Here is a 23,283-nt window from a genome sequence, read left to right as displayed (position 1 = left end):
CGAAGCCAGCCTTAGACGATAGTTTCGCCAGGTTGAAGAACCCTTTCAGGCGAATTCCTGCGCGAATTCGCCGCAGCGGCGCGCCTGTCCGCAAGCCGTCTCAGCCAGGTCCGCGCCGGGCGTTCCACCAGATGGTGCGCCGCCATGGCCGCCACCGGCAGGCCCGCGATCACCGCCGCCCAAGCCCATAGAGGAAGCTGCTTGTCCGCCGCGCCGGTCGCCTTGGCCGCCAGATTGACGGCCAGCAGCTGCCAGGGCGCGCAGACCATGTAGAGAGCGTAGGAAATCTCGCCCAGATAGACGGCCGGTCCCGACGCCATCACGCCCGCGCGCGCATTGGACACCGAACCCAGGCCCAGGATCACCAGGCCGCCGAACAGCACCGTGATCCCGTCCCAGGCTATCAGCGAGGCCGAGGCGATCATGCTCAGGGCCGCTGCCGTAGCCACAAGGCCGCCGTGGCGCACGCCGCCGCTGCGGTGAACGAGATACAGGGCGCAGCCATAGGCGAAACAGGGAACGATCCGCAGGGCGCCCCAATGGAAGGTCGCCTGGGTCAGGGAGAAGCCGGCCAGCCGCTCGAACGTCAGATAGGTCGCGCACAGCAGGGCCGCGGCGCCGACGGCCGCCGTCACAGGTCGCGACCGCAGCCGCCAGGCCACGAAGGCGAAGGCCGGGAAGGTCAGATAGGCGAACCATTCCGCCGAGATCGACCACGACGGATGGTTCCACCCCGCCGCATCGGTCACGCCCCAGGCGTGGACCATCAGCAGATTGGCCGGAAGTGTCTTCCAGCTCAGTATATTGGCGTCGATGTCCATCCCGGCCGCCACGGCCGCGACGCCCAGGGCCCCGACCCCGACCAGGGTGGCCAGGTGCAGCGGATAGATGCGCGCGATCCGGGCCCACAGGAAGCCGCCGTAGCGATATCGCCCCTCGCCCGCCGCCTGCAGATAGACGTGGCTGAGGATGAAGCCCGACAGGACGAAGAACAGTTCGACCCCCAGATAGCCCTTGGCCGCCAGGTTGGGGACGAAGCCGACATCGAGATTGGGCCAGAAGGTGTAGAGCACCACCCAGGCGGCAGCCATGAAGCGCAGCGCCGTCAGGGGCTTCAAATCGGCCGGCGGGCCGGAACGGGAGGTGTCGGGCGGGGTGGCGGTCATGCCCCCAGCCTGGATCGGATCGCTTTTTTTCGCGTTAAGACCGCCGCATGTCCGACTCCGCCCCACCCCGGCCCTACGCCGGGCCCGCCCGCCCCCTGTCCATGTCCGAATGGGTTTCCCGCGCCGCCCAGGCCAGCGGGATGGAGGAGGCGCGCGTCTGGGCCGCCATGACCGCCGCCCTGGGCCTGTTGGACAAGCACGGAGAGCCGGGCGCCTTGCAGTCGCTCTATGACTGTGTCGAGGGCGCGGAGCGCCTGGCACGGTCCGATGAGGCGAGGCCTCACACCGGAGGGGGACTGTTCGGCGGAGTCATGAAGTCGGCCGGCGGCCTGTCGGGCCAGGCCATGGCCGACGCCATGGGCGTGCTGGAGCGGCTGAGGAAGCAGGGAGTTTCAAAGGGCGATCTGAAGCGCCTCCTTCCCGCCGCGCGGCAGGCGATTCAGGCGGCGACCGGCCGCGATCTGCTGGGCGGGGTCGTCACCACCGTGCCCGGCGTCGGAGGCCTGCTGGGCGTGGACGGGGCCGCTTAAGCGGATCGAAAGCCCGGCGTTCTAGCGTGGCGACCGAAAGCCATGGGAGATCAAAATGATCTCATTGCAGACCCTGTCCAAGGACGACTGGAAGGCGGCCGACGGGGCGTCGGCCCAGTTGGAGCGCGAGATCGACCTGGCGCCCACCGGCCTGCCTGAGCCGTCCGAAACGTCCCCGGCTTGCGCCTCAGTCCAGCTTCACCCCTTGGCCCAGACGCCGAACGGGTCGGACCACGACAGGTCCATGGCCTCGGCCACGGCCGGATAGGTCAGTTCGCCCTTCAGCACATTCAGGCCACGCGCCAGGTGCGGGTTCTGCTTCAGCGCCTCCAGGCCGTGGTTCGCCAGGGCCAGGCCAAAGGGCAGGGTGGCGTTGTTCAGGGCTTCGGAACTGGTGCGCGGCGCCGCGCCGGGCATGTTGGCGACGCAGTAATGGACCACGCCGTCGACGACGAAGGTGGGGTCTTCGTGGGTCGTGGCCTTTGACGTCTCGAAACAGCCACCCTGGTCGATGGCCACGTCGACCAGGACCGAGCCGGGCTTCATCTGCTTCAGGTGTTCGCGCTTGATCAACTTGGGCGCCTCGGCGCCCGGCACTAGTACGGCGCCGATGATGACGTCGGCCTTGACCAGTTCTTCCTCGATGGCGCCGATCGAGGAATAGCGGGTGACGATGCGGCCGCCGGTGACCTCGTCGACATGGGCCATGCGGGGGATGGAACGCTCCATCACCACCACCTCGGCGCCCAGGCCGACCGCCATCCGCGCCGCGTTCATCCCGACGACGCCGCCGCCCAGGACCAGCACCCGCGCCGGCGCCACGCCCGGCACGCCGCTGAACAGCAGACCCATGCCGCCGTTGTGCTTCAGCAGGGTCTCGGCCGCCGAGAAGACGGCGATCCGCCCGGCCACTTCGGACATGGGCGCCAGCAGGGGCAGGCCGCCGCGCGCGTCGGTCACCGTCTCATAGGCGATGGCGGCGCATTTGGAGGCGATCAGGCCCCGGGTCTGTTCCGGATCGGGCGCCAGGTGCAGGTAGGTGAACAGGATCTGGTCCTCGCGGAGCATCTCCCACTCGACCTTCTGGGGCTCCTTGACCTTCACGATCATGTCAGCCTGGGCGAAGACGTCGGCGGCGGTGGCGGCGATATCGGCGCCCGCGCGCTTGAAGTCCTCGTCGGCGAAGCCGGCGCCCAGGCCCGCACCGGTCTGGATCGTGACGCGATGGCCATGGGCCGTGTATTCGCGCACCGCGGTCGGCGTCAGGCCGACGCGATGTTCGTTCTTCTTGATTTCCTTGGGGACGCCGACGTGCATGGGGACGTTTCCTCTTGTCCTTGGGCGAGCCGATCCGGCGGTCGCCGTCGCCGCGCAATCTAGCGGCGGTTCCATCGCAGGTTCCTGTTCTTTTCGCAGACTGATCGGCGTAAAGTCGCAGAATCTGCACCATGAGCCACCCATGAAGACCGTTTCCGCCGTAACCCTGGACGATATCGACCGGAAGATGCTTCGCGCCCTTCAGGTCGATGGACGCATGACCAACGCCGACCTGGCCCGCGCCGTGAATCTGTCCGAAAGCGCCTGCCTGCGCCGGCTGCGGGCGCTGGAGGCCGCCGGGGTCATCAGCCGCTATACGGCCGTTCTGAACGAACGCGCGGTGGGCCTGCCGATCAGCGTCTTCGTCACCGTCACCCTGTCGTCCCAGGCCGAGGCCGCCCTGACCGCCTTCGAGACCGCCGTGGCCAGCGCGCCCGAGGTGGTGGAATGCTATCTGATGACGGGGTCCAGCGACTATCTGCTGCGCCTGGTGGTGCGCGACGTGGACGACCTGGAACGAATCCACGCGCGCGAATTGACGCGCCTGCCCGGGGTGACCCGTGTCTCCTCCAGCGTCGCCATGCGCACCGTCGTCAAGCGCGCCGCCCTGCCGGTGTGAGCGCCCCGTCGCGCCGAAGGACGATGTTCCACGCATTGCAGGGCTCCGGGCAAGGAAAGACCCTGCCTCTGGCGTCATGGGGAGGACATGCCTTGTCGCCCGCGCGGTTCAGGGTCTAAACCCGCCTCGATCCCGGAACTGTCCGACCATCCAAGGCGAGAGGCTCGACCATGCGCGACATAGATCATTTCATAGACGGATCGGGTTTCACGGGGGGTTCGGGTCGGTATTCGGATGTGTTTGATCCGAACACGGGCGGGGTTCAGGCGCGGGTTCAGCTGGCCACGGCGGGCGAGGTGGATCGGGCGGTGCAGTCGGCGCAGGGGGCCTTTGACGGCTGGTCCTCGACCAATCCCCAGCGCCGCGCGCGGGTGATGTTCGAGTTCAAGCGCCTGGTCGAGGCGAACATGGACGAACTGGCCGAACTGCTGAGTTCCGAGCACGGCAAGGTGGTGGCCGACGCCAGGGGCGACCTGCAGCGCGGCCTGGAGGTGATCGAGTTCGCCTGCGGCATCCCCCATGCGCTCAAAGGAGAATATAGTTGGGGGGCCGGCCCCGGCATCGACGTCTATTCGATGCGCCAGCCGCTGGGGGTGGTGGCGGGCATCACCCCGTTCAACTTCCCGGCCATGATCCCGATGTGGATGTTCGGCGTGGCCATAGCGGTGGGCAACACCTTCATCCTGAAGCCTTCGGAGCGTGATCCGTCGGTTCCGGTGCGGCTGGGCGAGCTGATGCTGGAGGCGGGGGCGCCCAAGGGGGTGCTGAACGTGGTCCACGGCGACAAGGCGGCGGTCGACGCCATCCTGACCCACCCCCAGATCCACGCCGTCAGCTTCGTCGGTTCGTCCGACATCGCCCACTATGTCTATCAGACCGGGGCGGCCCACGGGAAACGGGTCCAGGCCATGGGCGGGGCCAAGAACCACGGCGTCGTCCTGCCCGACGCCGACATGGACCAGGTGATCAGGGACCTGTCGGGCGCCGCCTATGGCTCGGCCGGCGAACGCTGCATGGCCCTGCCGGTGGTGGTTCCCGTGGGCAGGAAGACGGCCGACGAACTGCGCGAGCGGATGGTCGCGGAAATCCCCAGGATGAAGGTCGGGGTCTCGACCGACGCCGAGGCCCACTATGGGCCGGTGGTCACCGCCGCCCACAAGGCGCGGATCGAGGGCTGGATCGCCAAGGGGGTGGAAGAGGGCGCCGAACTGGTGGTCGATGGTCGCGGCTTCACCCTTCAGGGCCACGAGAAGGGCTTCTTCGTCGGCCCGTCCCTGTTCGACCATGTGAAGCCGACGATGGAGAGCTACCGCGAGGAGATCTTCGGCCCGGTGCTGCAGATCGTGCGGGCCGACAGCTTCGAGGAGGCGCTGAGCCTGCCGTCGCAGCACCAGTACGGCAACGGGGTGGCCATCTTCACCCAGAACGGCCGCGCGGCCCGCGACTTCGCCGCCCGGGTCAACGTCGGCATGGTGGGGATCAATGTGCCGATCCCGGTGCCGGTGGCCTATCACACCTTCGGCGGCTGGAAGCGGTCGGCCTTCGGCGACATCAACCAGCACGGCATGGAAGGCCTCAGGTTCTGGACCAAGACCAAGACCGTCACCGCCAGATGGCCCGACAGCGCACTGGAACACCCGGACTCCAGCTTCGTCATCCCGACCATGGGGTGAGGCCTGGTCTCCTCTCCATTTTCAATGGGGAGGAGACGTGTCTTCGGAACAACGCTTTTTGATGCTAGACCGAAATCGGTTCAGTCGGATGAAGTCCAACTGGGCTCAGATTTCGGTCCAGGGATGTCCTGGAGCCTGATTCACGGCATCGGCGGAATCGCGAAGCGATTCCACCTCAACCGATCAGGCTCTAGGCGTTAACCTCTGCGAATGGTGAAGCTGGAGGCCGCGTTCCGATGCGTCGGTTTTTCGTCTGGTCGGCCCTGTCGGCCCTGATCGGCCTGCTGCTGGCGGGCGGGGGCTACTGGGCCTACTGGAATTTCTACGCCCGGTTCCAGCCGGTGACCCTGACCCGCCACCAGGCCGAGATCCAGCGCCTGCTGGACGAGGCGTCGTGGGTGTCCGGCGGCGGCGGCGGCCAGCCCCTGTATGTCGTCGGCTATCGCGACAGCGCCGCGACCCAGGCCTATGAGCAGGAGGAGGGCCCCAAGCTGCGCGCCGCAGGGGTGGAGACGCGGGTCGTCCTATTCGCCCGCCCGGACCGCGAGGGCCTGGCCCAGTCCACGGCCGCCGAACGCGCCACCATCGCCGAGCTGTGGCTGAGCCGCGACTGGACCCTGTATCAGCGCTGGACCGCGACCCCCAGCCGCCAGTGGACCGCCGCCGGCGTGCCCGCCGCCGACGGCAACCTGGCCCGTTCGGCCGTGGTCGAGGCCAGCCGCCAATTCTCCGACCGGCTGGGCGGCCTGCTGCGCGACGCGGGCGTCTCCACCCGCTATCCGCTGATCATCTGGCGTGACCGCGAGGGCTTCCTGAAGGCCTGCGCCTGCACCGACAAGCGGTCCTGGGCCTTCATCCGCGACGACCTGGACGCGCCCGACCGGCTGGAGCCCGCGCCTGTGGCCGATCCGGACGCTCCGGCGCCCTTCGTGGCCCCCGGAGACGGGGCGCCCGAAAGCCTGTCCTATCCGACCCTGGCGCCGATCCCACCGGCCGGCGCCGTCACCGACCCCACCGTGACGCCCGAAACGTCGAGCGCCCCGCGCGCGCCGACCCCTCGCGCCGCGCCCCGACCGGCGCCCGAGCCCAAGATGCAGGAAGATTCGACCTTCTTCTGAGGCCGGCTCAGGCCAGGGCGCGGGCGCAGGCGGCGATCAGCCGCTGAACATCGGCCTCGTCCTGATAGGGGCCGAAGCCGAAGCGGATCACGTCGTCCCGCACATCGGACACCACGCCCTGCGCCAGCAGCGCCTTCTGCCAGGCGCCGGCCCGCGGATGCCGGAAGGCCAGGAAACGGGCCCGCGGGCCCGGACCCTCCACCGGGTTCAGCAGTGCGGCGTCCGACAGCCGTCCCGCCGCCCCGGTCGCGACGGCGTCGCAGAAGCGGATCATCAGCCCGCGCGCCTGTTCGGCCATGACCGCCGTGGTCAGCCCCTCGCGCGCCATCATCCGCCGCACGGCGTTGAAGCGGTAAAGCGGCGTCACGTCGAAGGTCGCGCCCCAGAAACGGCCGCCGTCGGTGCGATAGCCGACCCCGCCCGGCGGGCCTTCCAGATCGCCGAACTCGGCGAACCAGCCGGTCACCACCGGCCGCGGGCAGAAGCCCGGCGGGGCGTGCAGGAAACAGGCCCCTTCTCCAGCCATGGCGTATTTGTAGCCTCCGGCCAGGTAGAAGACGCGGTGGGCGACGCCGGACAGGTCGGTCGGGGCGGCCATGAAGCGGTGGTATCCGTCGATGACCACCCAGGGCCCGGCCGGATCGGCCAGGGCGGCCAGGGCCTCCACCGCGTCGAAGGTCTGGCCGGTGCGGAAGAAGACCTGGCTGACCAGGATGATGTCGAACCCGCCGCCCCGCGCCTGGGCCAGGAAGCGTTCGGCGAAGGTGTCGAAGGGGGCCAGGGGCGTGCGGGTCACCACCGCCTCGCCCGCCTCTTCCCAGCGCTGGGCCTGGCGGCGGAAGGAATGGAACTCGCCATCGGTCGACAGGATGCGGACTGGCCGCCGCGGCGCGCCGGAGACCAGGCGCACGATCAGGTCGTGGGTGTTGGGCGAGAAGACGAGGCTGGCCGGATCGGGCAGGCCCAGTTCCGCCGCGACATGGCCCTGGGCCTCGGGGATCACCTCGCCGAACACCAGATCCCATTTGCGGTCGGCGTGGCGGTTGGCGTCTTCCCAGGCCGCCATCTGGCCCTCGAAGGCGGCGTCGGGCCACAGATGGTGGCTGTGGGCCGCGAAATGCAGCCGATCCGGCGCCAGCGCCAGGGCGCGCGAAAACAGGGGCTTCCAGCTCATGTCCCAGCCTTAATCCCTGCGCCGCCCCGCGCCAAACCCCCGCGCTCAAGCAGCGAGCGTCCGCGACGCGAGCGTTAGCGCCCTTAAATGAGCGCCCCGTGGCAGTGCTTGAACTTGCGGCCAGAGTTGCACGGGCACAGGGCGTTGCGCGGGGTGCGCTCCCAGCCGACGGGCAGGGCCCCGACCGGCAGGCCGGCGCGATCGTCGCCCTGAAGCGCGCCTTCCGGCAGCTGGGCCATCGGGTCGTTCATCTCGTTCTCGCCGGTGCCGGGGTTCAGGTGGATCTCCTGGAACTCGGGCAGTTCGGGCGGCGGCTGGAAGCGGAACTCCACCGTCATCAGCCAGCGCGTGACGTTGTGGCGCAGGTCGTACAGCAGGGTCTCGAACAGGTTGAAGGCTTCGGTCTTGTATTCGTTCAGCGGGTCGCGCTGGCCATAGCCGCGCAGGCCGATGACCCCGCGCAGGTGATCCAGGTGGGTCAGGTGCTCGCGCCACTGCATGTCGATCATCTGCAGCAGGAACTGCTTCTCCAGGCCGCGAGTCTGTTCGGCGCCGACCAGTTCCAGACGTTCGGCGGCGCGGGCGTCGGCGGCGGCGGTGATCCGCTCCTCGATCTCCTCGTTCGAGACGCCCTCCTCGGCGGCCCAGTCGTGCAGCGGCAGGTCCAGGCCCAGGGTCTCCCTGGCCTTTTCCTTCAACCCGTCGATGTCCCACTGTTCGGCATAGGCCTTGGGCGGCATATAGCGCTCGACCAGGTCGGCGATGACGTCGGTGCGGAACTCGCCCACCAGTTCGGACAGGTCCTCGGCGTCCATGAACTCCTGGCGCTGCTCGAACACGGCCTTGCGCTGGTCGTTCACCACGTCGTCGTATTTCAGCAGGTTCTTGCGCATGTCGTAGTTGCGCTGTTCGACCCGCTTCTGCGCCGTCTCGATGGCCTTGTTCAGCCAGGGGTGGGTGATGGCCTCGCCCTCTGCCACGCCGAAGCTGCGCATGATGGCGTCCAGCCGGTCGCCGGCGAAGATGCGCAGCAGGTCGTCCTCGCAGGACAGGAAGAATTTGGAGGTGCCGGGGTCGCCCTGACGGCCGGTGCGGCCGCGCAGCTGGTTGTCGATGCGGCGGCTCTCGTGCCGCTCGGTGCCCAGGACGAACAGGCCGCCGGCGGCCAGGGAGACGGCCTTCTTCTCCTCGATCTCGCGCTTGATCTCGGCGGTCTTGTCGGCCTCCATCTCGGGAGTGACCTCTATGGCCAGGTTGCGCTGTTCCTGGCGCCAGCCCTGCAGCCGCATCTCCAGGTTGCCGCCCAGCTGGATGTCGGTGCCGCGGCCGGCCATGTTGGTGGCGATGGTCACCGCGCCCGGCAGACCCGCGTCGGCGACGATATAGGCCTCCTGTTCGTGCTGACGCGCGTTCAGGACATTGTGCGGAATGCCGCGCAGCCTGACCTCGTAGCGGATGTCATAGGCGGCGTCCCCGGCCTTCTGGGCCTCCTTGTCGCGGCCCGCGAACTCGGTCTTCAGGGTGCGGCTGACCTCGACCTTGTGCTCATAGGTCTTGAGCAGTTCCGACAGGGCCTCGGACTTCTCGATCGAGACGGTGCCGACCAGGATCGGCTGGCCGGCCAGGTGGCGCTCGGCGATCTGGGCGCAGATGGCCAGGTTCTTCTCGGCCTCGGTGCGATAGACCTCGTCGTCGTGGTCGATGCGCTGGATCGGGCGGTGGGTCGGCACCTCCAGCACGTCCATCTTGTAGATGTCGTGGAATTCCTGGGCCTCGGTGGCGGCCGTGCCGGTCATGCCCGACAGCTTGGAATAGAGGCGGAAATAGTTCTGGATCGTCACCGAGGCCAAGGTCTGGTTCTCGGGCTGGATCTTGACGCCTTCCTTGGCCTCGATGGCCTGGTGCAGGCCCTCGGACAGGCGCCGGCCCTGCATCATGCGGCCGGTGAACTCGTCGATCAGCATGATCTCGCCGGCGCGGATGATGTAGTCCTTGTCGCGCGTGTACAGGGTGTTGGCGCGCAGGGCCTGGTTGGTGTGGTGCACCAGGCTGACGTTGGCGGCGTCGTAGAGGTCGGTGGTGTCCGGCGCCAGGTGGCCGGCGGCGGTCAGCATCTCCTCCATCCGCTCCGAACCCAGTTCGGTCAGCAGGGACTGGCGCTGCTTCTCGTCCAGCTCGTAGGTGTCGGGATCCTTGATCAGCTCCTTCACCATCCCGTCCAGGATCATATAGAGGTCCGAACGGTCCTCGGTCGGGCCCGAGATGATCAGCGGGGTGCGGGCCTCGTCGATCAGGATGGAGTCGACCTCGTCGACGATGGCGAAGTGGTGGCCGCGCTGGACCATCTCGCGCCGGTCATAGACCAGGTTGTCGCGCAGATAGTCGAAGCCGAACTCGTTGTTGGTGCCGTAGGTGATGTCGGCGTTGTAGGACTGCTGGCGCTGGACCTGCGACAGGCCGTTGACGATGACTCCCGTCTCCAGCCCTAGGAAGCCATAGACCCGGCCCATCCATTCGGCGTCGCGCTTGGCCAGGTAGTCGTTGACGGTGATGACGTGCACCCCCTTGCCGGCCAGGGCGTTCAGATACACCGGCGCCACGGCGACCAGGGTCTTGCCCTCGCCGGTGCGCATTTCCGAAATGCCGCCTTCGTGCAGGATCATGCCGCCGGCCAGCTGGACATCATATTGACGCTGGCCCAGCACCCGCTTGGACGCCTCGCGGGCCACGGCGAAGGCGTCGTTCAGGATGTCGTCCAGGGTTTCGCCCGCCGCCAGCCGGTCCTTGAAGGCGTCGGTCATCATGCGCAGTTCGTCGTCCGACAGGGCCGCGTATTTGGCCTCCATCGCATTGATCTTCTGCACCTGGGCCATGAAGCCCTTGACCTTGCGGTCGTTGGAAGAACCGAAAAATTTCTTGGCGAAGCCGAGCATGGGCGATCCGAGGCGATCGAGCGGGTAAGGGCTCTGACGGGTCCCCGCGGGGACGGTTGCGACGCCTCTGGCGGGGCCGGATCGACGGCGGCCCCCGGCGCCGCCGAAAAGGCGCATGCGAAGGGCCGCGCGTAGGATCGAAAACCCCTCGACTTGGGCGCAGGCGGGACTTAAGCACCGGCCTTACCCCTGTCAACGCAAGGGGCTTGACGACGCACGCGGCTCCGGCCCCGGCGTCCGGGGTCCCGCGCCGCGCCCACGGAGCGCCGCCGATGCGATATCCCAAGCCGAAATCGACCCTCGCGGTCGCCCTCTGCCTGATGCTGGGCCTGACCCTGGCCGCCTGCGGCGACGGGGGCGCAGACCGTGCGCCCGAGCCGGGCGACCGGGCCGTGGCCCGGGTCAAGGATCAGACCATCTGGGCCTCGGACGTGCGGCGCGAGGCGGTGGCCCAGGGCCTGGTCGGCGAGGGCGAGGCCCTGGACGCGACCTCGGGCCTGTTCCGGCGCGTGCTGGACGAGGTGATCGACCAGAAGTTGCTGGCCCACGAGGCCGAACGGCGCGGCCTGGACAATTCGCCCCTGGCCCAGCGGAGACTTGAGGCCACGCGTGAGCGCATCCTGGGCGACATGCTGGTGGAAACGGTGGTCAACGGGGCCATCACCGACCAGGCGGTCCAGGCCCTCTATCAGGAGCAGCTGAAGCTGGCCCGGACGTCCGAGGAGATCCGGGTGCGCCTGATCCTGTCGCGCACCAAGGCGGAGGCGGACGCCGTCATCGGCATGCTGGGCCAGGGCGCCCAGTTCGAGGCCGTGGCCATGGAGCGGTCGATCGACGAGGCGACCAGATATTCCGGCGGCGACCTGGGCTATTCGACCCTGGACGTCATGCCCCAGGCCTATGCCGTGGCCCTGCGCGACAAGGCGGCCGGATCGACGGTCGGGCCGTTCCAGACCGAGGGCGGCTGGGCCGTGCTGCGGGTCGAGGACCGCCGCCGCGAAAGTCCGCCCACCCTCGAGCAGGCCCGGCCCCAGATCGTGCGCTACCTGACCTATGAAGGGGTGCGGCAGTTGCTGGAGCAGCTGCGCGGCAAGGCCAAGGTCGAGGTGCTGCTATCCGGCGAGGCCGGGGGCGCGGCGTCCGAGCCGGCCTCGGCCCCGCCGCCCGCGCAGACCGTCCCGCCCACCGCCCCCGTCGCATCCGGAGCCGCCAAGTCTTGAACAAGAAGCCCGCCGACGCCGCCAAGGCCGCCCTGGAAAAGGCGCTGAAGCCCCTGACCGCCCCCCTGGCGCGCGGCCGCGCGGCCGAGCCGGCCGTGCCCGGCAAGCCGGGGCTGCAGGTCTCGCCCCTGGCCGTGCCCTTTCCCCGCATCCCGCCGATCGGCGGGGTCGAGATGGCCGCCGCGCGGGCCGGCTTCTACAAGCACGACCGGCCCGACATGGTCGTCTTCCGCTTTGCCAGGGGCACGACCTGCGCGGGGGTCTTCACCCGGCACAAGGTGGGCTCGGCCCCCGTCGACTGGTGCAAGCGCCACCTTTCGGCCGAGGGCGGCGGTTCGGATGTGCGGGCTCTTCTGGTCAACGCCGGCTGCGCCAACGCCTTCACCGGCAAGGCCGGGGCCGACGCCGCCCGGCGCACGGCGTCCGAGGTCGCCAAGCGATTCGGCTGCCGCCAGCGCGACGTCATGCTGGCCTCCACCGGGGTCATCGGGGTGCTGCTGGACGACAAGAAGATCGCAGCCCGTCTGCACGAGGTGGAGTCCACCCTGGACGCCGGCCGCGACCCCGGCGACCAGTGGACCGAGGCGGGCCGGGCCATCATGACCACCGACACCTTTCCCAAGGGATCCTATGCGGAATGCCGGATCGAGGGGGTCAAGGTGCGGATCGCGGGCATCGCCAAGGGTTCGGGCATGATCGCGCCGGACATGGCCACCATGCTGGCCTTCATCGTCACCGACGCCGCCATCGCCCCGCCGGTGCTGCAGGCCCTGCTGGGGGTGCATGTGCGCACCACCTTCAACTCGGTGACGGTGGACGGCGACACCTCGACCAACGACACCTGCCTGTTGTTCGCCACCGGCGCCTCGGGGGCGCCGCGCATCGGCCGGGTCGGGGACCGTCGGCTGAAGGACTTCTCGGCCGCCCTGGACAAGGTGATGCTGGATCTGGCGCACCAACTGGTGCGCGACGGCGAGGGGGCGACCAAATTCGTCAAGGTCACGGTGGACGGCGCCGCCAGCCCGGCCTCGGCCCGCAAGCTGGCCAAGTCGATCGCCGACAGCCCCCTGGTCAAGACCGCCATCGCCGGCGAGGACGCCAACTGGGGCCGGGTCGTCATGGCCGTGGGTAAGACCGACGAGCCGGTGGACCGCGACCGCTTGGCCATCCGCTTCGGCCCGCATGTCGCGGCCATCGACGGCGCCCCGTCCCCGAGCTACGACGAGGCCAGGATGAGCGCCTATATGAAACGCCCCGAGATCGACATCACCGTGGACGTCGCCTCCGGCCGCGCCTCGGCCACCGTCTGGACCTGTGACCTGACCAAACGCTACGTCGAGATCAACGGCGACTATCGCAGCTGATTGCGGTAGGATGCGGGGATGAGCGCCAAGCCGAAAGCCCTTTTGACGGATCCCTATGCCGGTATGGACGGATCGGTCGTCAGCCAGTCTCTGATAGACGACTTGTCGAGCCCACAGCCGTCGGCGGATGCTCTCGCCTGGGTTGAGCGGGCCTCGGGCGAGGTCGATGCGGCGCCCGACGTCTTCCGGCCCATGGCGGACGTCATGGCTGAAATGCGCAACCTGATCGATCAGGTCGAAGCCAAACGTGGCGGCTGACGTCCTGATTTCTGCGAAGGCGCGGCGCCAGCTCGGCGACCTTCTGACCATGATCGCGATGGACAGTCCGTCAGGCGCACGGCGGTTGGAAGCGGCTGTCTCGGACCTGTTCGTACGGATCGGTGAATTTCCGGAAAGCTGCCCGCTGATCGGCGGCACGTCCGTTCGCATGGGCGTAGCGGCGCGCAGAATCCATGTGCTCTATCGCGTCGCAGGTGTTCGGGTTTTCGTCCTGCGGGTCGTCTATGCGGGCTACGACCTGCGCCAGGCCTTCGATTGACCGCCCTCCCCACCGTCCTCGTCGTCGCCGCGGCCCTGATCGACGCGGATGGGCGGGTGCTGATCGCCCAGCGACCCGAAGGCAAGCAGCTGGCGGGCCTGTGGGAGTTTCCGGGCGGCAAGGTCGATGCCGGCGAACGGCCCGAGGCGGCCCTGATCCGCGAGCTGAAGGAGGAGCTGGACATCGATGTCCAGGAATCCTGCCTGGCGCCCTTTGTCTTCGCCAGCCACGCTTACGAAACCTTTCACCTTCTGATGCCACTGTATCTGTGCCGCAGGTGGTCGGGGCCGGTGATCCGCAAGGAACACGCCGCCCTGAAATGGGTCAGGCCGAACCAGCTTTCGGACTATCCCATGCCTCCGGCCGACGAACCCCTGGTCGCCTGGCTGCGCGACCTGCTCTGAAGACCCGCGCCGAAAAGGGAGGGCCGCATGAGACGCTTCATCGCCCACCTGATGCGCGACGAGGGCGGCGCCACGGCCATCGAATACGGCCTGATCCTGGCCCTGATCTTCCTGGTCATCCTGTCGGCGGTGACGGCGTTCGGAAACACCTCTACCGGGGTGTTCAATGTGGCGATGACCACGATCCGGAACGCCATGGGCGGCTAAGCCCGCGTCGGGTCGGGAGGTCCCTAAGGGCCGACGACCGCGGGCCAGAAAAAATCACCGCGTCGGGTCGGGAGGCCCCGAAGGGCCGACGACCGCGGGCCATGCAAGACTTCTAATTCCCGCCCTGTTCCTTGACCCCAAGGGCGTCCGCCAACCGCATCCTGGCCGATCCGCGCGGCAGGGGCTTCTGCTGGCTCTCGTGCGGGGCCCAGCCGGCCAGCTGGATGATCTCGAAGGTGGCGGGGATGCGCCCGTCCGGCTCGGCGTGGCGTTCGGCGTAAAGGGCGGCGGCGCGGGCGGCGATGTCGCGGGTCAGGGGCCGGGCCGTTCCCGCCAGGGCGTTGGTCTCGCCCATCGCCCGCAGGTCACGCACCAGGGCGAACAGGTCAGGATAGCGCACGGTCACCCGGTCCACATCGGTGACCGGCAGGGCGAAACCGGCCCGCTGCATCAGGGCCGCTGCATCGTATCCGTCCGCGAACGGCGACACCCGCGCCTGGGCGCCGCCGCGCACCGAAAGCTCGGCCTCGGTCACGACGCCGCGCAGTTCCTTCAGCGTCCCCGCGCCGAACAGGGCGCCCAGGAACAGGCCGTCCGGCCTCAGCGCCCGCCTGATCTGGGCCAGGGCGCCGGGCAGGTCGTCGATCCAGTGCAGGCCCAGGACGGAGACGATCAGGTCCGCCGAGCCGTCGGCGACCGGCAGGGCCGCCTCGCCGGGCCAAGCCGCCGGCGCCTGGACCGGACCGATCCGTCCGGCCGCGTCGCTGTCGGCCAGGACGGCGGCGAAGACGCCCGGATGCGGCGACAGGTCGACGGCGACCGGAAAGCCGCGCACTATGGCCTCCAGGCTGTTCACCGCCTCTTCGGCGGCGCGCCGGTGCAGGAAGTCGGCCGTTTGGAAACGCCGGGCGGCCCGCGCCAGGCGCGCGGCGCGACGGACCGGATCGAACAGGCGGGGGGGCGGAGATTGCATCGCATGCAAGATGGCGGCTGGAGCCGGGCTTTGAAAGGCGCGGGGCTGCAACTGCGGCGCCTGGGCCGGGGCGCGGCCGATTTGATCCTGCCGCCGATGGCCCACGACAGCCGCGAGGCCACGGCCTCGGCCGGGCTGACCCCGGGGGCCTGGAGTCGGGTCATCTTCCTGGAAGCGCCGGTCTGCGACGGCTGCGGCGCGGCCTTCGAGGCGGACGGCGGCGCCTTCGCGGCCGACCGGTGCGCCGCGTGCACGGCCCGGCCCCACGCCTTCGAACGCGGCCGGGCCGCCTGCGTCTATGATGAGGCCAGCCGAGACCTGATCCTCAGGTTCAAGCACGGCGACCAGCCTCAGTTCGGCCCCCTGTTCGCCCGCTGGATCAGCCGGGCCGCGGCCGATCTGGTGGCCCAGGCCGATGCGGTCGCGCCCACGCCCCTGCACCCGTCGCGCCTGCTGGCTCGGCGCTTCAACCAGGCGGCCGAGATCGCCCGCCCCCTGGCCCGGTGGGCGGGGCGCGACTATCTGGCTGACGCCCTGGTGCGCACCCGGCCGACCGACAGCCAGGGCGGCAAGTCGGCCCGAGGCCGGCGTCAGAACGTGCGCGCCGCCTTCGCCGTGACCGAGGCCGGGGCGCGCCGCGTGCGTGGCCGACGCATCCTTCTGATCGACGATGTGTTGACCACCGGCGCCACGGCCGAGGCCTGCGCCGCCGCCCTGCTGAAGGCCGGTGCGCGGGCGGTGGACCTGGCCGTCGTCGCCCGGGTGCGATCCGCCCGGGAAGTGATTATGTAGGCTCTATCGCTCTCTCTGCGCGAGGACGGTTTTAGTTCTGGAGATCTGATTTGGCCGACGTCGTCATCTACACCAAGCCCGGCTGCCCCTACTGCTATGCGGCGCTGGGCCTACTGGCCAGGAAGGGCGTGGACTTCACCGAGATCGTCGCCTCCACCGACCCGGAGAAGAAGGCCGAGATGGTCCAGCGTTCGGGCGGCCGCGCCACCTTCCCGCAGATCTTCATCAACGGCGAACACATCGGCGGGTCCGACGACATGCACGCCCTGGACCGGGCCGGCAAGCTGGACGCCTTGCTGGCCGCCTGAATGGACCGCCGCCTGGACATCGCCCTGATCCAGACGCGCACCCCGGCGACGGCCGAGGCGGGGCTGGCCCATGTCGCACCCCTGATCCGTCAGGCGGCGGCGGGGGGGGCTCGGTTCATACTGACGCCCGAGGGGACCAACCTGCTGGAGCAACGCCGCGACCGGCGCGGCGAGGCGATCCGTGACGAGGCCGACGACCCTTGCGTCCAGGGCCTGCGGGCCTTGGCGGCCGAGCTGAAGGTCTGGCTGCTGGTCGGATCGGCCATCGTGAAATCCGGCCATGCCGGCGACGACCGGGCGGCGAACCGCAGCCTGCTGATCGACGACCAGGGCCGGATCACGGCGCGCTATGACAAGCTGCACGTCTTCGACGTCGATCTGCCCAATGGCGAGACCTATCGCGAGAGCGCCAATATCCGGCCCGGCGACGCGGCCGTGGTCGCCCAGACGCCGTGGGGCGGGCTGGGGCTGACGGTCTGCTACGACGTGCGGTTTCCGCACCTGTTCCGGCAACTGGCCAAGGCCGGCGCCGCCATGATCGCCGTGCCCGCCGCCTTCACGCGGCCGACCGGCGAGGCCCACTGGGAGACCCTGTTGCGGGCCCGCGCCATAGAAACCGGCGCCTTCGTCCTGGCCCCCGCGCAAGGCGGAACGCACGAAGACGGCCGCCGCACCTGGGGCCGGTCCATCGTGGTCGGGCCTTGGGGCGAGGTGATCGGTCGGCTGGACCATGACGAACCGGGGGTGCTGTTCGCCACCCTGGACCTGGACGCCGTTGGCAAGGCGCGGCAGGCGGTGCCCGCCCTGAGCCACGACCGCGATTTCGCGGCGCCTGGACCGACGGGCGCCTCATGATCCGCTACGCCCTGATCTGCGATCACGACCATGGTTTCGAGGCCTGGTTCGCCTCGTCCGCCGACCATGATGACCAGGCGGCGCGAGGCCTGGTGCAATGCCCCGCCTGTGGCTCCACCGCCGTGCGCAAACAGGTCATGGCCCCGGCGGTCTCGGGAACCCGGAAGGCCGCCGCGCCCGAGACGGCGGCCCGGATGCAGGACATGATGATGCAGGCTGCCCGCCAGGTGCGGGACCATGTCGAACGGAATTTCGACTATGTCGGCGACGCCTTCGCCCGCGAGGCCCGCGACATCCACGAAGGCCGTTCGGAAAAGCGCGACATCTATGGCGAGGCCACCCCCGCCGAGGTGAAGAAGCTGAAGGACGACGGCGTTCCGTGCGCCCCCCTGCCTGCCCCGCCGCCCGACCCGGCCAAGCTGAACTGACCGCGCCATGGGGGGCGGCGAGCGCTATCAGGAGTTCGAACCGCCCGAGGCCCTTAAGCCCTGGGTCAGGGTGATCTGGACCTACGCCGCGCCTGAGCCCAGCCGCACGGTCCAACGCATCGCCCCGGACGGCTGCCCCGAACTGATCGTCGATGTCGGCGATCCTTATGAGGAACTGCACGACGACGGCGTCTTCCGGCTGCAGCCGCCGCGCATCTTCGCCGGCCAGATGAGCCGGCCCATGGCCATCCGTCCGGTGGGGCCGGTCGAGCTGGTGGCTGTGCGGTTCCATCCCGACGGCGCGCGCGACTGGCTGGGGGCGCCCCTGTCGGCGGCGACGGATCGGCGGCTGGACATGACCGGGCGACTGGCGGGCCTGGCCGTCCCGGTAGGCGATCCCGAAGGCCAGGCCAGGACGATGATCGCCTGGCTGGACGACCAACGCCGCGTCGGGGACTGGCGTATCGACCCCATGGTGCGGGCCGAAATGGAGACCCTGCAGGCCGAGCGCCCGACCCCGCCGCGCGATGCGGCGGCCCAGCGCGCCCTGCAACGCCGGTTCCTGGACCGGGTCGGGGTCTCGCCCCGCGCCCTGAAATCCGTGTTCCGCTTCCGCCGGGTGTTCGACCACGCCACGGCGGGCGGAGAGGCGGCCGGGTGGCTGGAGGCCGGTCTGGCGGCCGGCTATTTCGACCAGCCGCAGATGGCGCGCGAATTCCGCCGCTTCCTGGGCTGCACCGCCACCGACTGGGCGCGCGAACAGGTCGAACTGGCGCGGGCCATCGCGTCGCAATCCTACAAGCCGGCGGGCGCCGCCGACGCCTAGGGTCCGGCCGAACCCAGACGGAGACCCGCCATGCCCATCCTGCCCGCCCTCGCCGCCGCCCTGATGCTGCAGACCCCGGCCGCGACGGCCGACGATCTGGGCTGGATGGCCGGCTACTGGCTGGACTGCTCGAACGGGCGCGAGGCGGCCGAGGCCTGGAGCGATCCGCGCCAGGGCCTGATGGTCGGCTGGGCCCTGACGGTCCGGGGCGACCGCGCGGGGTTCGAGGCGTCGCACATCGCCGCGACGCCGGATGGCCGCCTGGGTTATTTCGCCCAGCCGGACGGGGCGGCCCCGACCCTGTTCCTGCTGATCGAACAATCCGAAGGCCGGGCGGTGTTCCAGAACACCGTGGCCGACGACTATCCGGCGCGCATCCTTTATGCCCGCGACGGCGACCGCCTGACCGCTCGCATCGAGGGCGAAATCGACGGCCGCGAGCGCAGCGCCGACTGGAGTTTCGAGCGCCGGGAGCTGAACGCCCGATGCCCGAGCTGATCTGGCGGCCGATGACCGAAGGCGACCTGGATGAGGTCGTCGCCGTCGCCCGCGTCGCTTTTCCGAACCATCCGGAGGACCGGGCCTGTTTCGCCGAACGGCTGGGCCTGAACCCCCGCGGTTGTTTCGTCCTGGACGGTTCGGAGGGGGTGCGCGGCTATCTGGTCGCCTATCCCTGGCGGCGCGAGGCGCCCCCGGCCCTGAACACCCTGGTCGGCGCCGTCCCTGACGGCGCGGATGTTCTTTATCTGCACGACCTGGCCCTGGACCCCCGGGCGCGCGGGGCCGGGCATGCGCGGCCGATCATCGAACGGCTGGCCCGACAGGCGGCGGCCGAGGGCTGGCCCGCTATCGCCCTGGTGGCGGTCAATGATGCGGCTGTGTTCTGGCAAAGCCTGGGTTTTCAGCCCGTCGAAAGCCCGGCCCTGCGGACCAGGCTGGCCAGCTACGGGCCCGACGCCCGCTACATGATCCGGCCGCTTTAGGATTGGCGTCCGGATCGTCGGCGATGCTGTTGCATCGCCTGCCGCATCAGCGATGGCGGACCCGCTTTCGATCAGGCCCGAACGGGGAGCCCAGAACCTGGACCGCGTGGGGCCTCATCCCCAGGGGCCGCGCGGCCTTTCGGGCGTCGGGGTCACCGGAACGCCAGTGACGGCGCGCGGCGGGGCGGGATGCGGCGCCCCGGCCGTCACGCCCCCCATCTGCATCAGCGCCCGCACCCGGTTGGCCGTGTTCGGATGGGTCGAGAACAGGCTGTCGGCCCGCCCGCCCGCCAGGGGGTTGATGATGAACAGTTGGCCCGAGGCCGGATTGCGTTCGGCGGTCGGATTGTGGATGCGCTTGGCGTAGGCCTCGATCTTCTGCAGGGCGGCGGCCAGGGCCTGGGGGTCGCCGGCGATCTGGGCGCCCACGCGGTCGGCCTCGTATTCGCGGCCGCGGCTGACGGCCATCTGCACCAGGCCCGCCGCCATGGGGGCCAGGATCATCAGGGCCAGGGTTCCGATCAGGCCGCCGGGCCGTTCCCGATCATCGCCGCCGCCGAAGAAGAGGGCGAAATTGGCCAGGGCCGCGATGGCCCCGGCCAGGGTGGCGGTGACCGTCATGGTCAGGGTGTCGCGGTTCTTCACATGGGCCAGTTCGTGGGCCATCACCCCGCGGATCTCCTCGCGCGACAGCATGTCCAGCAGGCCGGTGGTGGCGCAGACGGCGGCATTGGCGGGGTTGCGGCCGGTGGCGAAGGCGTTCGGCTGGTCGGTCGGGATGATGGCGATGGTCGGCTGGGGCAGGCCGGCGTCGGCGGCCATCTGCTTCACGTCGGCGACATAGTTGCGGACCACGGCGTTGGGGTGCGCCTCGTCCACCGGCTGGGCGCGATACATCTTCAGTACGATCCTGTCGGCGTTCCAGTAGCTGAACAGGTTCATGCCGCCGGCGAAGACCAGGGCGATCAGCATGCCCGTCGCTCCGCCGATCAGATAGCCGACGCCCGCGAACAGGGCGGTCAGGGCGGCGAGCAGGGCGAAGGTCTTCAAGTGGTTCATGGACGGGCGACGGGTGACTCCGGGATACCGAGGGCCTATCTGAGGAAGGCGAGAGCCGGCCTCAAGAGACGCCCCCTGTGACCGAACAGCCCACCCCCGACGCCGAACCGGCCCCCCGCCTGAACGCCGATGTGCCCGGCGCCACGCCGCATCGGCCCCTGACCGAGGCCGCCCGGCGCGCCCTGCTGGAGGCCGAGGCGCGACGCCAGGCCGCAGTCCCCTTGGAACTGCCGCACGAAGACGGCGGGCGGCGGGGGCCCGAGCCGACCCGCTATGGCGACTGGGAGAAGAAGGGACTGGCGGTCGATTTCTGAGCGCCGGCCGGAATCCTGAGGGGCGAACCTTAACCCTGATCGTCGCCCGCCGGGTGCGAAGGCCCGACCCGCGCGCCGCACGCGCCTAGACTGCCGCCGACCAGCGAAAGTCCTGCAGCCCATGCGCGTCCTGACCTCGGCGGCGATCGTCGCCCTGATCCTGTCCAGTCCCGCCATCGCCGGCGAGCGCGGCGGGCGACGGCCCCCACCCTCCCCGCACGGACCCTGCGGCGGCTGCCGTCCGCCGGCGACCCCGAATATCAATGTCAATGTGAACGCCAGCGCATCGGCGTCTGCGTCCGCCTCGGCCCGCAGCTATATCAACGCCCGCGCCTATGCCTCGGGAGCCAGCCGGACCTATGTCGGCGGCGGGACGATAATCTCGGGCGGCGGCTATGTGGGGGACTATGGACTGATGGGCGGCGGCCCCGTCCATGTCGACGACCGCAACCTGGTCCCGGCGGCCCCCAGCGCCCCCTTCGGCTATGCGGTCCAGGGATTCGGCCGCGATTATCGCGCCGGCCCGCCCGTCCCGCGCGGCGACCGCTATGGCCGCGAGGGCCGTTGGCGCGACCAGGCGGGGTCCTACGACCAAGACCATTACGAGCGCTGGGAAAGCGACGCGGAGTATCGCCGTCAGGTCGAGGCCGCCTGGGCGTTCGAGATCATCGGCCGCGAGAGCCGCGCCTACGACCGGGGCTATGACGACGGGCGCGCCGACTGCGACTGCCGCGCCCCGCATCCGGCGCCGCATTTCCACGCCCCGGCGCCGGAACCCGACCATCGGCCGCAACCGGCGTCCGGCCTGCCCTATTACGGCGACCTGCCGCCGCCCGACGCGGCGCCGATGGGCCCGCCGCCGCGCCACGACTATCGCCAGGAACCGGGCGAGCGCGGCTGAACGAACAAAGGCCGTCGTCGCGCGTTTCCCACCCGATCAGGAGGAGACCGCGATGAGGACCATGATCGGCGCCGGCGCCGCCCTGACCGTCGGCGTTTTGGTTCTGGCCGCGCCGGACGCGGTCCAGGCCCAGTTCCACGGCGGCCGCGCCTGGGGCCAGCCAGCCTATGGCGCCGACATCCAACCTTCGCCCCTGTCCGAGGCCCGAGCCAGGGCCCATGCGCGGCTGGGTGCGGCGGGCGATGGATACGCCCATGGCGAGGGGCCGCTGATCCATCGGCCGCACGGCTACGATCACGGGAATCGACACCGGTGGGGCCGGGGCTCCGGATATGGCGGCCGCTACGCCGCGGGCTATCGCGACGAATGGGGTTATGCCGACGATCGTCCGCCGTCGCGCTGGCGGTCCTGGCCGCGCGGGGACGCGCCGCGATATGGCTGGAGCGGCCGGGATGGCCCGGACGTCTATCTGTACGACCGTTAGGCCTGGGCGGCGAACTCGCTGAGCGCGTCGATGACGGCGCGGTTCTGGTCTTCCGTCCCCACGGTGATGCGCAGGGCGTCGTGCAGGCCGTAGCCGCCGACGGGGCGCACGATGATCCCCTTGGCGTTCAGATAGTCGTTGGCCGCCCGGGCGCGCTCGGCCCCGCCGAACCGGACCAGGACGAAATTCCCCGCCGAGGGCAGGACGTCATAGCCGAAGCCCCGTAGCGCCTGGGTCAGGCGCGGCCGCCAGGTCTGGATCAGGTCGCGCGAGGCCTTCTGGTGCGCCTCGTCGCCCAGGGCCGCGGTCGCCGCCTCGAGCCCCGGCACGGATACGTTGAACGGCAGGCGGATGCGGTCCACCGCCTCGGCGACCGACAGGGGCGCATAACCGTAGCCGATGCGTAGCCCGCCCAGGCCGTGGATCTTGGAGAAGGTGCGGGTGACGACGATGTTGGACGCCTCGCGCGCCAGGGGGATGGCGGTCTCCCAGTCCGGCTCGGTGACATATTCGGCATAGGCCTCGTCGATCACCAGCAGGATGTCGGGCGACAGGGCGGCGTGCAGGCGGGCGATCTCCTCGCCCGAGTTCCAGCTGCCGGTCGGGTTGGAGGGGTTGGAGACATAGACGATGCGGGTGCGGTCATCGACCTCGGCCAGCAGGGCCTCGACCTCGGCCTTGAAGCCCGGCTCGGGCGCCAGCTTGACGATCCCCTCATTGGCCTTGGCGCTGATGCGATAGGCCAGGAAGCCGTACTGGCCGGTGACGATATTGTCGCCGGGACGCAGATAGGTCTGGTTCAGCAAGGCGAAGACCTCGTCCGAACCGTTGCCGAAGATCAGCCGCTCCGGCTCGATCCCGTGCAGGTCGGCCACCGCCTGGCGCAGCTTGGCCGCCCGGCCGTCGGGATACATGTGGATGTTGGCCGTCGCCGCCTGGAAGGCTTCGCGCGCCTTTTCGCCGGCGCCCAGGGCGTTCTCGTTGGACGACAGTTTCATCGGCTCGGCCACGCCCTCGATGCGCGACTTGCCGCCCACATAGGGGGCGATGTCCAGGATGCCGGGCTTGGGCGCGGGTCCGGTGGTCATGGGAAAGGC

28 protein-coding genes are annotated in these 23,283 nt (G+C 69.8%); 21 read left to right on the top strand and 7 right to left on the bottom strand.

Going from position 1 to position 23,283, the window contains the following annotated elements:
• Nucleotides 1-11 precede the first annotated feature (11 nt).
• Nucleotides 12-1,166, bottom strand: coding sequence for an acyltransferase family protein (locus KF910_RS04340; RefSeq protein WP_292259032.1), 1,155 nt, complete (start codon nt 1,164-1,166; stop codon nt 12-14).
• Nucleotides 1,167-1,213: 47 nt separating this feature from the next.
• On the opposite strand from KF910_RS04340, the gene KF910_RS04335 reads away from it, so the two are divergent.
• Nucleotides 1,214-1,696: a hypothetical protein gene (locus KF910_RS04335; RefSeq protein WP_292259030.1), complete on the top strand. Its 483-nt coding sequence runs from the start codon at nt 1,214-1,216 to the stop codon at nt 1,694-1,696.
• Between the two features lie 55 nt (nt 1,697-1,751).
• Nucleotides 1,752-1,964: a hypothetical protein gene (locus KF910_RS04330; RefSeq protein WP_292259028.1), complete on the top strand. Its 213-nt coding sequence runs from the start codon at nt 1,752-1,754 to the stop codon at nt 1,962-1,964.
• Here the strand turns inward: KF910_RS04330 and ald are convergent.
• Nucleotides 1,895-3,013 (bottom strand): alanine dehydrogenase, encoded by a 1,119-nt coding sequence (ald, locus tag KF910_RS04325; RefSeq protein WP_292259026.1) that lies wholly within the window; start codon nt 3,011-3,013, stop codon nt 1,895-1,897. The two genes, KF910_RS04330 and ald, sit on opposite strands and share 70 nt — an antisense overlap.
• 142 nt (nt 3,014-3,155) lie before the next feature.
• On the opposite strand from ald, the gene KF910_RS04320 reads away from it, so the two are divergent.
• The 3 genes from KF910_RS04320 to KF910_RS04310 all read left to right on the top strand — a co-directional run bounded on the left by KF910_RS04320 (nt 3,156) and on the right by KF910_RS04310 (nt 6,423).
• A complete protein-coding gene (locus KF910_RS04320; RefSeq protein ID WP_292259024.1) occupies nt 3,156-3,632 on the top strand; it encodes an Lrp/AsnC family transcriptional regulator in 477 nt (158 codons plus the stop codon).
• Between the two features lie 170 nt (nt 3,633-3,802).
• Nucleotides 3,803-5,305: a CoA-acylating methylmalonate-semialdehyde dehydrogenase gene (locus tag KF910_RS04315; protein ID WP_292257788.1), complete on the top strand. Its 1,503-nt coding sequence runs from the start codon at nt 3,803-3,805 to the stop codon at nt 5,303-5,305.
• A gap of 236 nt (nt 5,306-5,541) precedes the next feature.
• Nucleotides 5,542-6,423 (top strand): hypothetical protein, encoded by an 882-nt coding sequence (locus KF910_RS04310; RefSeq protein WP_292259022.1) that lies wholly within the window; start codon nt 5,542-5,544, stop codon nt 6,421-6,423.
• Between the two features lie 7 nt (nt 6,424-6,430).
• On the opposite strand, the gene KF910_RS04305 is transcribed toward KF910_RS04310, so the two are convergent.
• On the bottom strand, nt 6,431-7,597 hold the full coding sequence (locus tag KF910_RS04305; protein ID WP_292259021.1) for a class V aminotransferase: 1,167 nt from the start codon (nt 7,595-7,597) through the stop codon (nt 6,431-6,433).
• Nucleotides 7,598-7,680: 83 nt separating this feature from the next.
• Nucleotides 7,681-10,530, bottom strand: a complete 2,850-nt coding sequence (gene secA, locus KF910_RS04300) for a preprotein translocase subunit SecA (protein ID WP_292259019.1) — start codon at nt 10,528-10,530, stop codon at nt 7,681-7,683.
• Between the two features lie 272 nt (nt 10,531-10,802).
• Between secA and KF910_RS04295 the strand changes: the two genes are divergently transcribed.
• The 6 genes from KF910_RS04295 (at nt 10,803) to KF910_RS04270 (ending at nt 14,263) form a co-directional block, all read left to right on the top strand.
• Nucleotides 10,803-11,750 (top strand): peptidylprolyl isomerase, encoded by a 948-nt coding sequence (locus KF910_RS04295; protein WP_292259017.1) that lies wholly within the window; start codon nt 10,803-10,805, stop codon nt 11,748-11,750.
• A gap of 134 nt (nt 11,751-11,884) precedes the next feature.
• Nucleotides 11,885-13,114, top strand: a complete 1,230-nt coding sequence (gene argJ / locus KF910_RS04290) for a bifunctional glutamate N-acetyltransferase/amino-acid acetyltransferase ArgJ (protein ID WP_416354683.1) — start codon at nt 11,885-11,887, stop codon at nt 13,112-13,114.
• Nucleotides 13,115-13,132: 18 nt separating this feature from the next.
• Entirely contained in the window at nt 13,133-13,372 is a 240-nt protein-coding gene (locus KF910_RS04285) for a hypothetical protein (RefSeq protein WP_292259015.1), read from the top strand.
• Nucleotides 13,362-13,652, top strand: a complete 291-nt coding sequence (locus KF910_RS04280) for a type II toxin-antitoxin system RelE/ParE family toxin (RefSeq protein ID WP_292259014.1) — start codon at nt 13,362-13,364, stop codon at nt 13,650-13,652. The genes KF910_RS04285 and KF910_RS04280 overlap by 11 nt, the downstream gene beginning before the upstream one ends.
• Nucleotides 13,649-14,056, top strand: coding sequence for a (deoxy)nucleoside triphosphate pyrophosphohydrolase (locus KF910_RS04275; RefSeq protein ID WP_292259012.1), 408 nt, complete (start codon nt 13,649-13,651; stop codon nt 14,054-14,056). The genes KF910_RS04280 and KF910_RS04275 overlap by 4 nt, the downstream gene beginning before the upstream one ends.
• Nucleotides 14,057-14,083: 27 nt before the next feature.
• On the top strand, nt 14,084-14,263 hold the full coding sequence (locus KF910_RS04270) for a Flp family type IVb pilin (RefSeq protein ID WP_292259010.1): 180 nt from the start codon (nt 14,084-14,086) through the stop codon (nt 14,261-14,263).
• Between the two features lie 112 nt (nt 14,264-14,375).
• Here KF910_RS04270 and KF910_RS04265 read toward each other — a convergent pair whose 3' ends face one another.
• Nucleotides 14,376-15,236, bottom strand: a complete 861-nt coding sequence (locus KF910_RS04265) for a methyltransferase domain-containing protein (protein ID WP_292259008.1) — start codon at nt 15,234-15,236, stop codon at nt 14,376-14,378.
• Between the two features lie 3 nt (nt 15,237-15,239).
• On the opposite strand from KF910_RS04265, the gene KF910_RS04260 reads away from it, so the two are divergent.
• The 7 genes from KF910_RS04260 to KF910_RS04230 are packed head-to-tail and all read left to right on the top strand — an operon-like array spanning nt 15,240 to nt 19,428.
• Nucleotides 15,240-16,028, top strand: coding sequence for a ComF family protein (locus KF910_RS04260; protein ID WP_292259452.1), 789 nt, complete (start codon nt 15,240-15,242; stop codon nt 16,026-16,028).
• A 50-nt stretch (nt 16,029-16,078) separates the two neighbouring features.
• The gene (gene grxC / locus KF910_RS04255; protein ID WP_292259007.1) at nt 16,079-16,336 is read left to right on the top strand and encodes a glutaredoxin 3; all 258 of its coding nucleotides are present in this window, start codon (nt 16,079-16,081) and stop codon (nt 16,334-16,336) included.
• Complete coding sequence (locus KF910_RS04250) at nt 16,337-17,191, top strand: carbon-nitrogen hydrolase family protein (RefSeq protein ID WP_292259006.1); 855 nt, start codon at nt 16,337-16,339, stop codon at nt 17,189-17,191.
• A complete protein-coding gene (locus KF910_RS04245; RefSeq protein WP_292259004.1) occupies nt 17,188-17,619 on the top strand; it encodes a DUF1178 family protein in 432 nt (143 codons plus the stop codon). Before KF910_RS04250 ends, KF910_RS04245 begins: the two co-directional genes overlap by 4 nt.
• Before the next feature lie 7 nt (nt 17,620-17,626).
• The gene (locus KF910_RS04240; protein WP_292259002.1) at nt 17,627-18,445 is read left to right on the top strand and encodes a helix-turn-helix domain-containing protein; all 819 of its coding nucleotides are present in this window, start codon (nt 17,627-17,629) and stop codon (nt 18,443-18,445) included.
• A gap of 30 nt (nt 18,446-18,475) precedes the next feature.
• Complete coding sequence (locus tag KF910_RS04235) at nt 18,476-18,943, top strand: DUF6265 family protein (RefSeq protein WP_292259000.1); 468 nt, start codon at nt 18,476-18,478, stop codon at nt 18,941-18,943.
• Complete coding sequence (locus KF910_RS04230; RefSeq protein WP_292258999.1) at nt 18,931-19,428, top strand: GNAT family N-acetyltransferase; 498 nt, start codon at nt 18,931-18,933, stop codon at nt 19,426-19,428. Before KF910_RS04235 ends, KF910_RS04230 begins: the two co-directional genes overlap by 13 nt.
• A 114-nt stretch (nt 19,429-19,542) precedes the next feature.
• Here KF910_RS04230 and htpX read toward each other — a convergent pair whose 3' ends face one another.
• Complete coding sequence (gene htpX / locus KF910_RS04225) at nt 19,543-20,487, bottom strand: zinc metalloprotease HtpX (protein ID WP_292258998.1); 945 nt, start codon at nt 20,485-20,487, stop codon at nt 19,543-19,545.
• Between the two features lie 77 nt (nt 20,488-20,564).
• Between htpX and KF910_RS04220 the strand changes: the two genes are divergently transcribed.
• The 3 genes from KF910_RS04220 to KF910_RS04210 all read left to right on the top strand — a co-directional run bounded on the left by KF910_RS04220 (nt 20,565) and on the right by KF910_RS04210 (nt 22,186).
• On the top strand, nt 20,565-20,801 hold the full coding sequence (locus tag KF910_RS04220) for a DUF1674 domain-containing protein (RefSeq protein ID WP_292258996.1): 237 nt from the start codon (nt 20,565-20,567) through the stop codon (nt 20,799-20,801).
• A gap of 121 nt (nt 20,802-20,922) precedes the next feature.
• Nucleotides 20,923-21,702, top strand: coding sequence for a hypothetical protein (locus KF910_RS04215; RefSeq protein ID WP_292258994.1), 780 nt, complete (start codon nt 20,923-20,925; stop codon nt 21,700-21,702).
• A 52-nt stretch (nt 21,703-21,754) separates the two neighbouring features.
• Nucleotides 21,755-22,186: a hypothetical protein gene (locus KF910_RS04210; protein ID WP_292258992.1), complete on the top strand. Its 432-nt coding sequence runs from the start codon at nt 21,755-21,757 to the stop codon at nt 22,184-22,186.
• Here the strand turns inward: KF910_RS04210 and hisC are convergent.
• The gene (gene hisC, locus KF910_RS04205) at nt 22,183-23,274 is read right to left on the bottom strand and encodes a histidinol-phosphate transaminase (protein ID WP_292258991.1); all 1,092 of its coding nucleotides are present in this window, start codon (nt 23,272-23,274) and stop codon (nt 22,183-22,185) included. The two genes, KF910_RS04210 and hisC, sit on opposite strands and share 4 nt — an antisense overlap.
• Nucleotides 23,275-23,283: the final 9 nt, after the last annotated feature.

This window comes from Brevundimonas sp. (assembly GCF_019636155.1).
Taxonomy (GTDB): domain Bacteria; phylum Pseudomonadota; class Alphaproteobacteria; order Caulobacterales; family Caulobacteraceae; genus Brevundimonas.
Note: the sequence above shows the minus strand (reverse complement) of the source record. Positions and strands in the feature narration are given on the sequence as shown.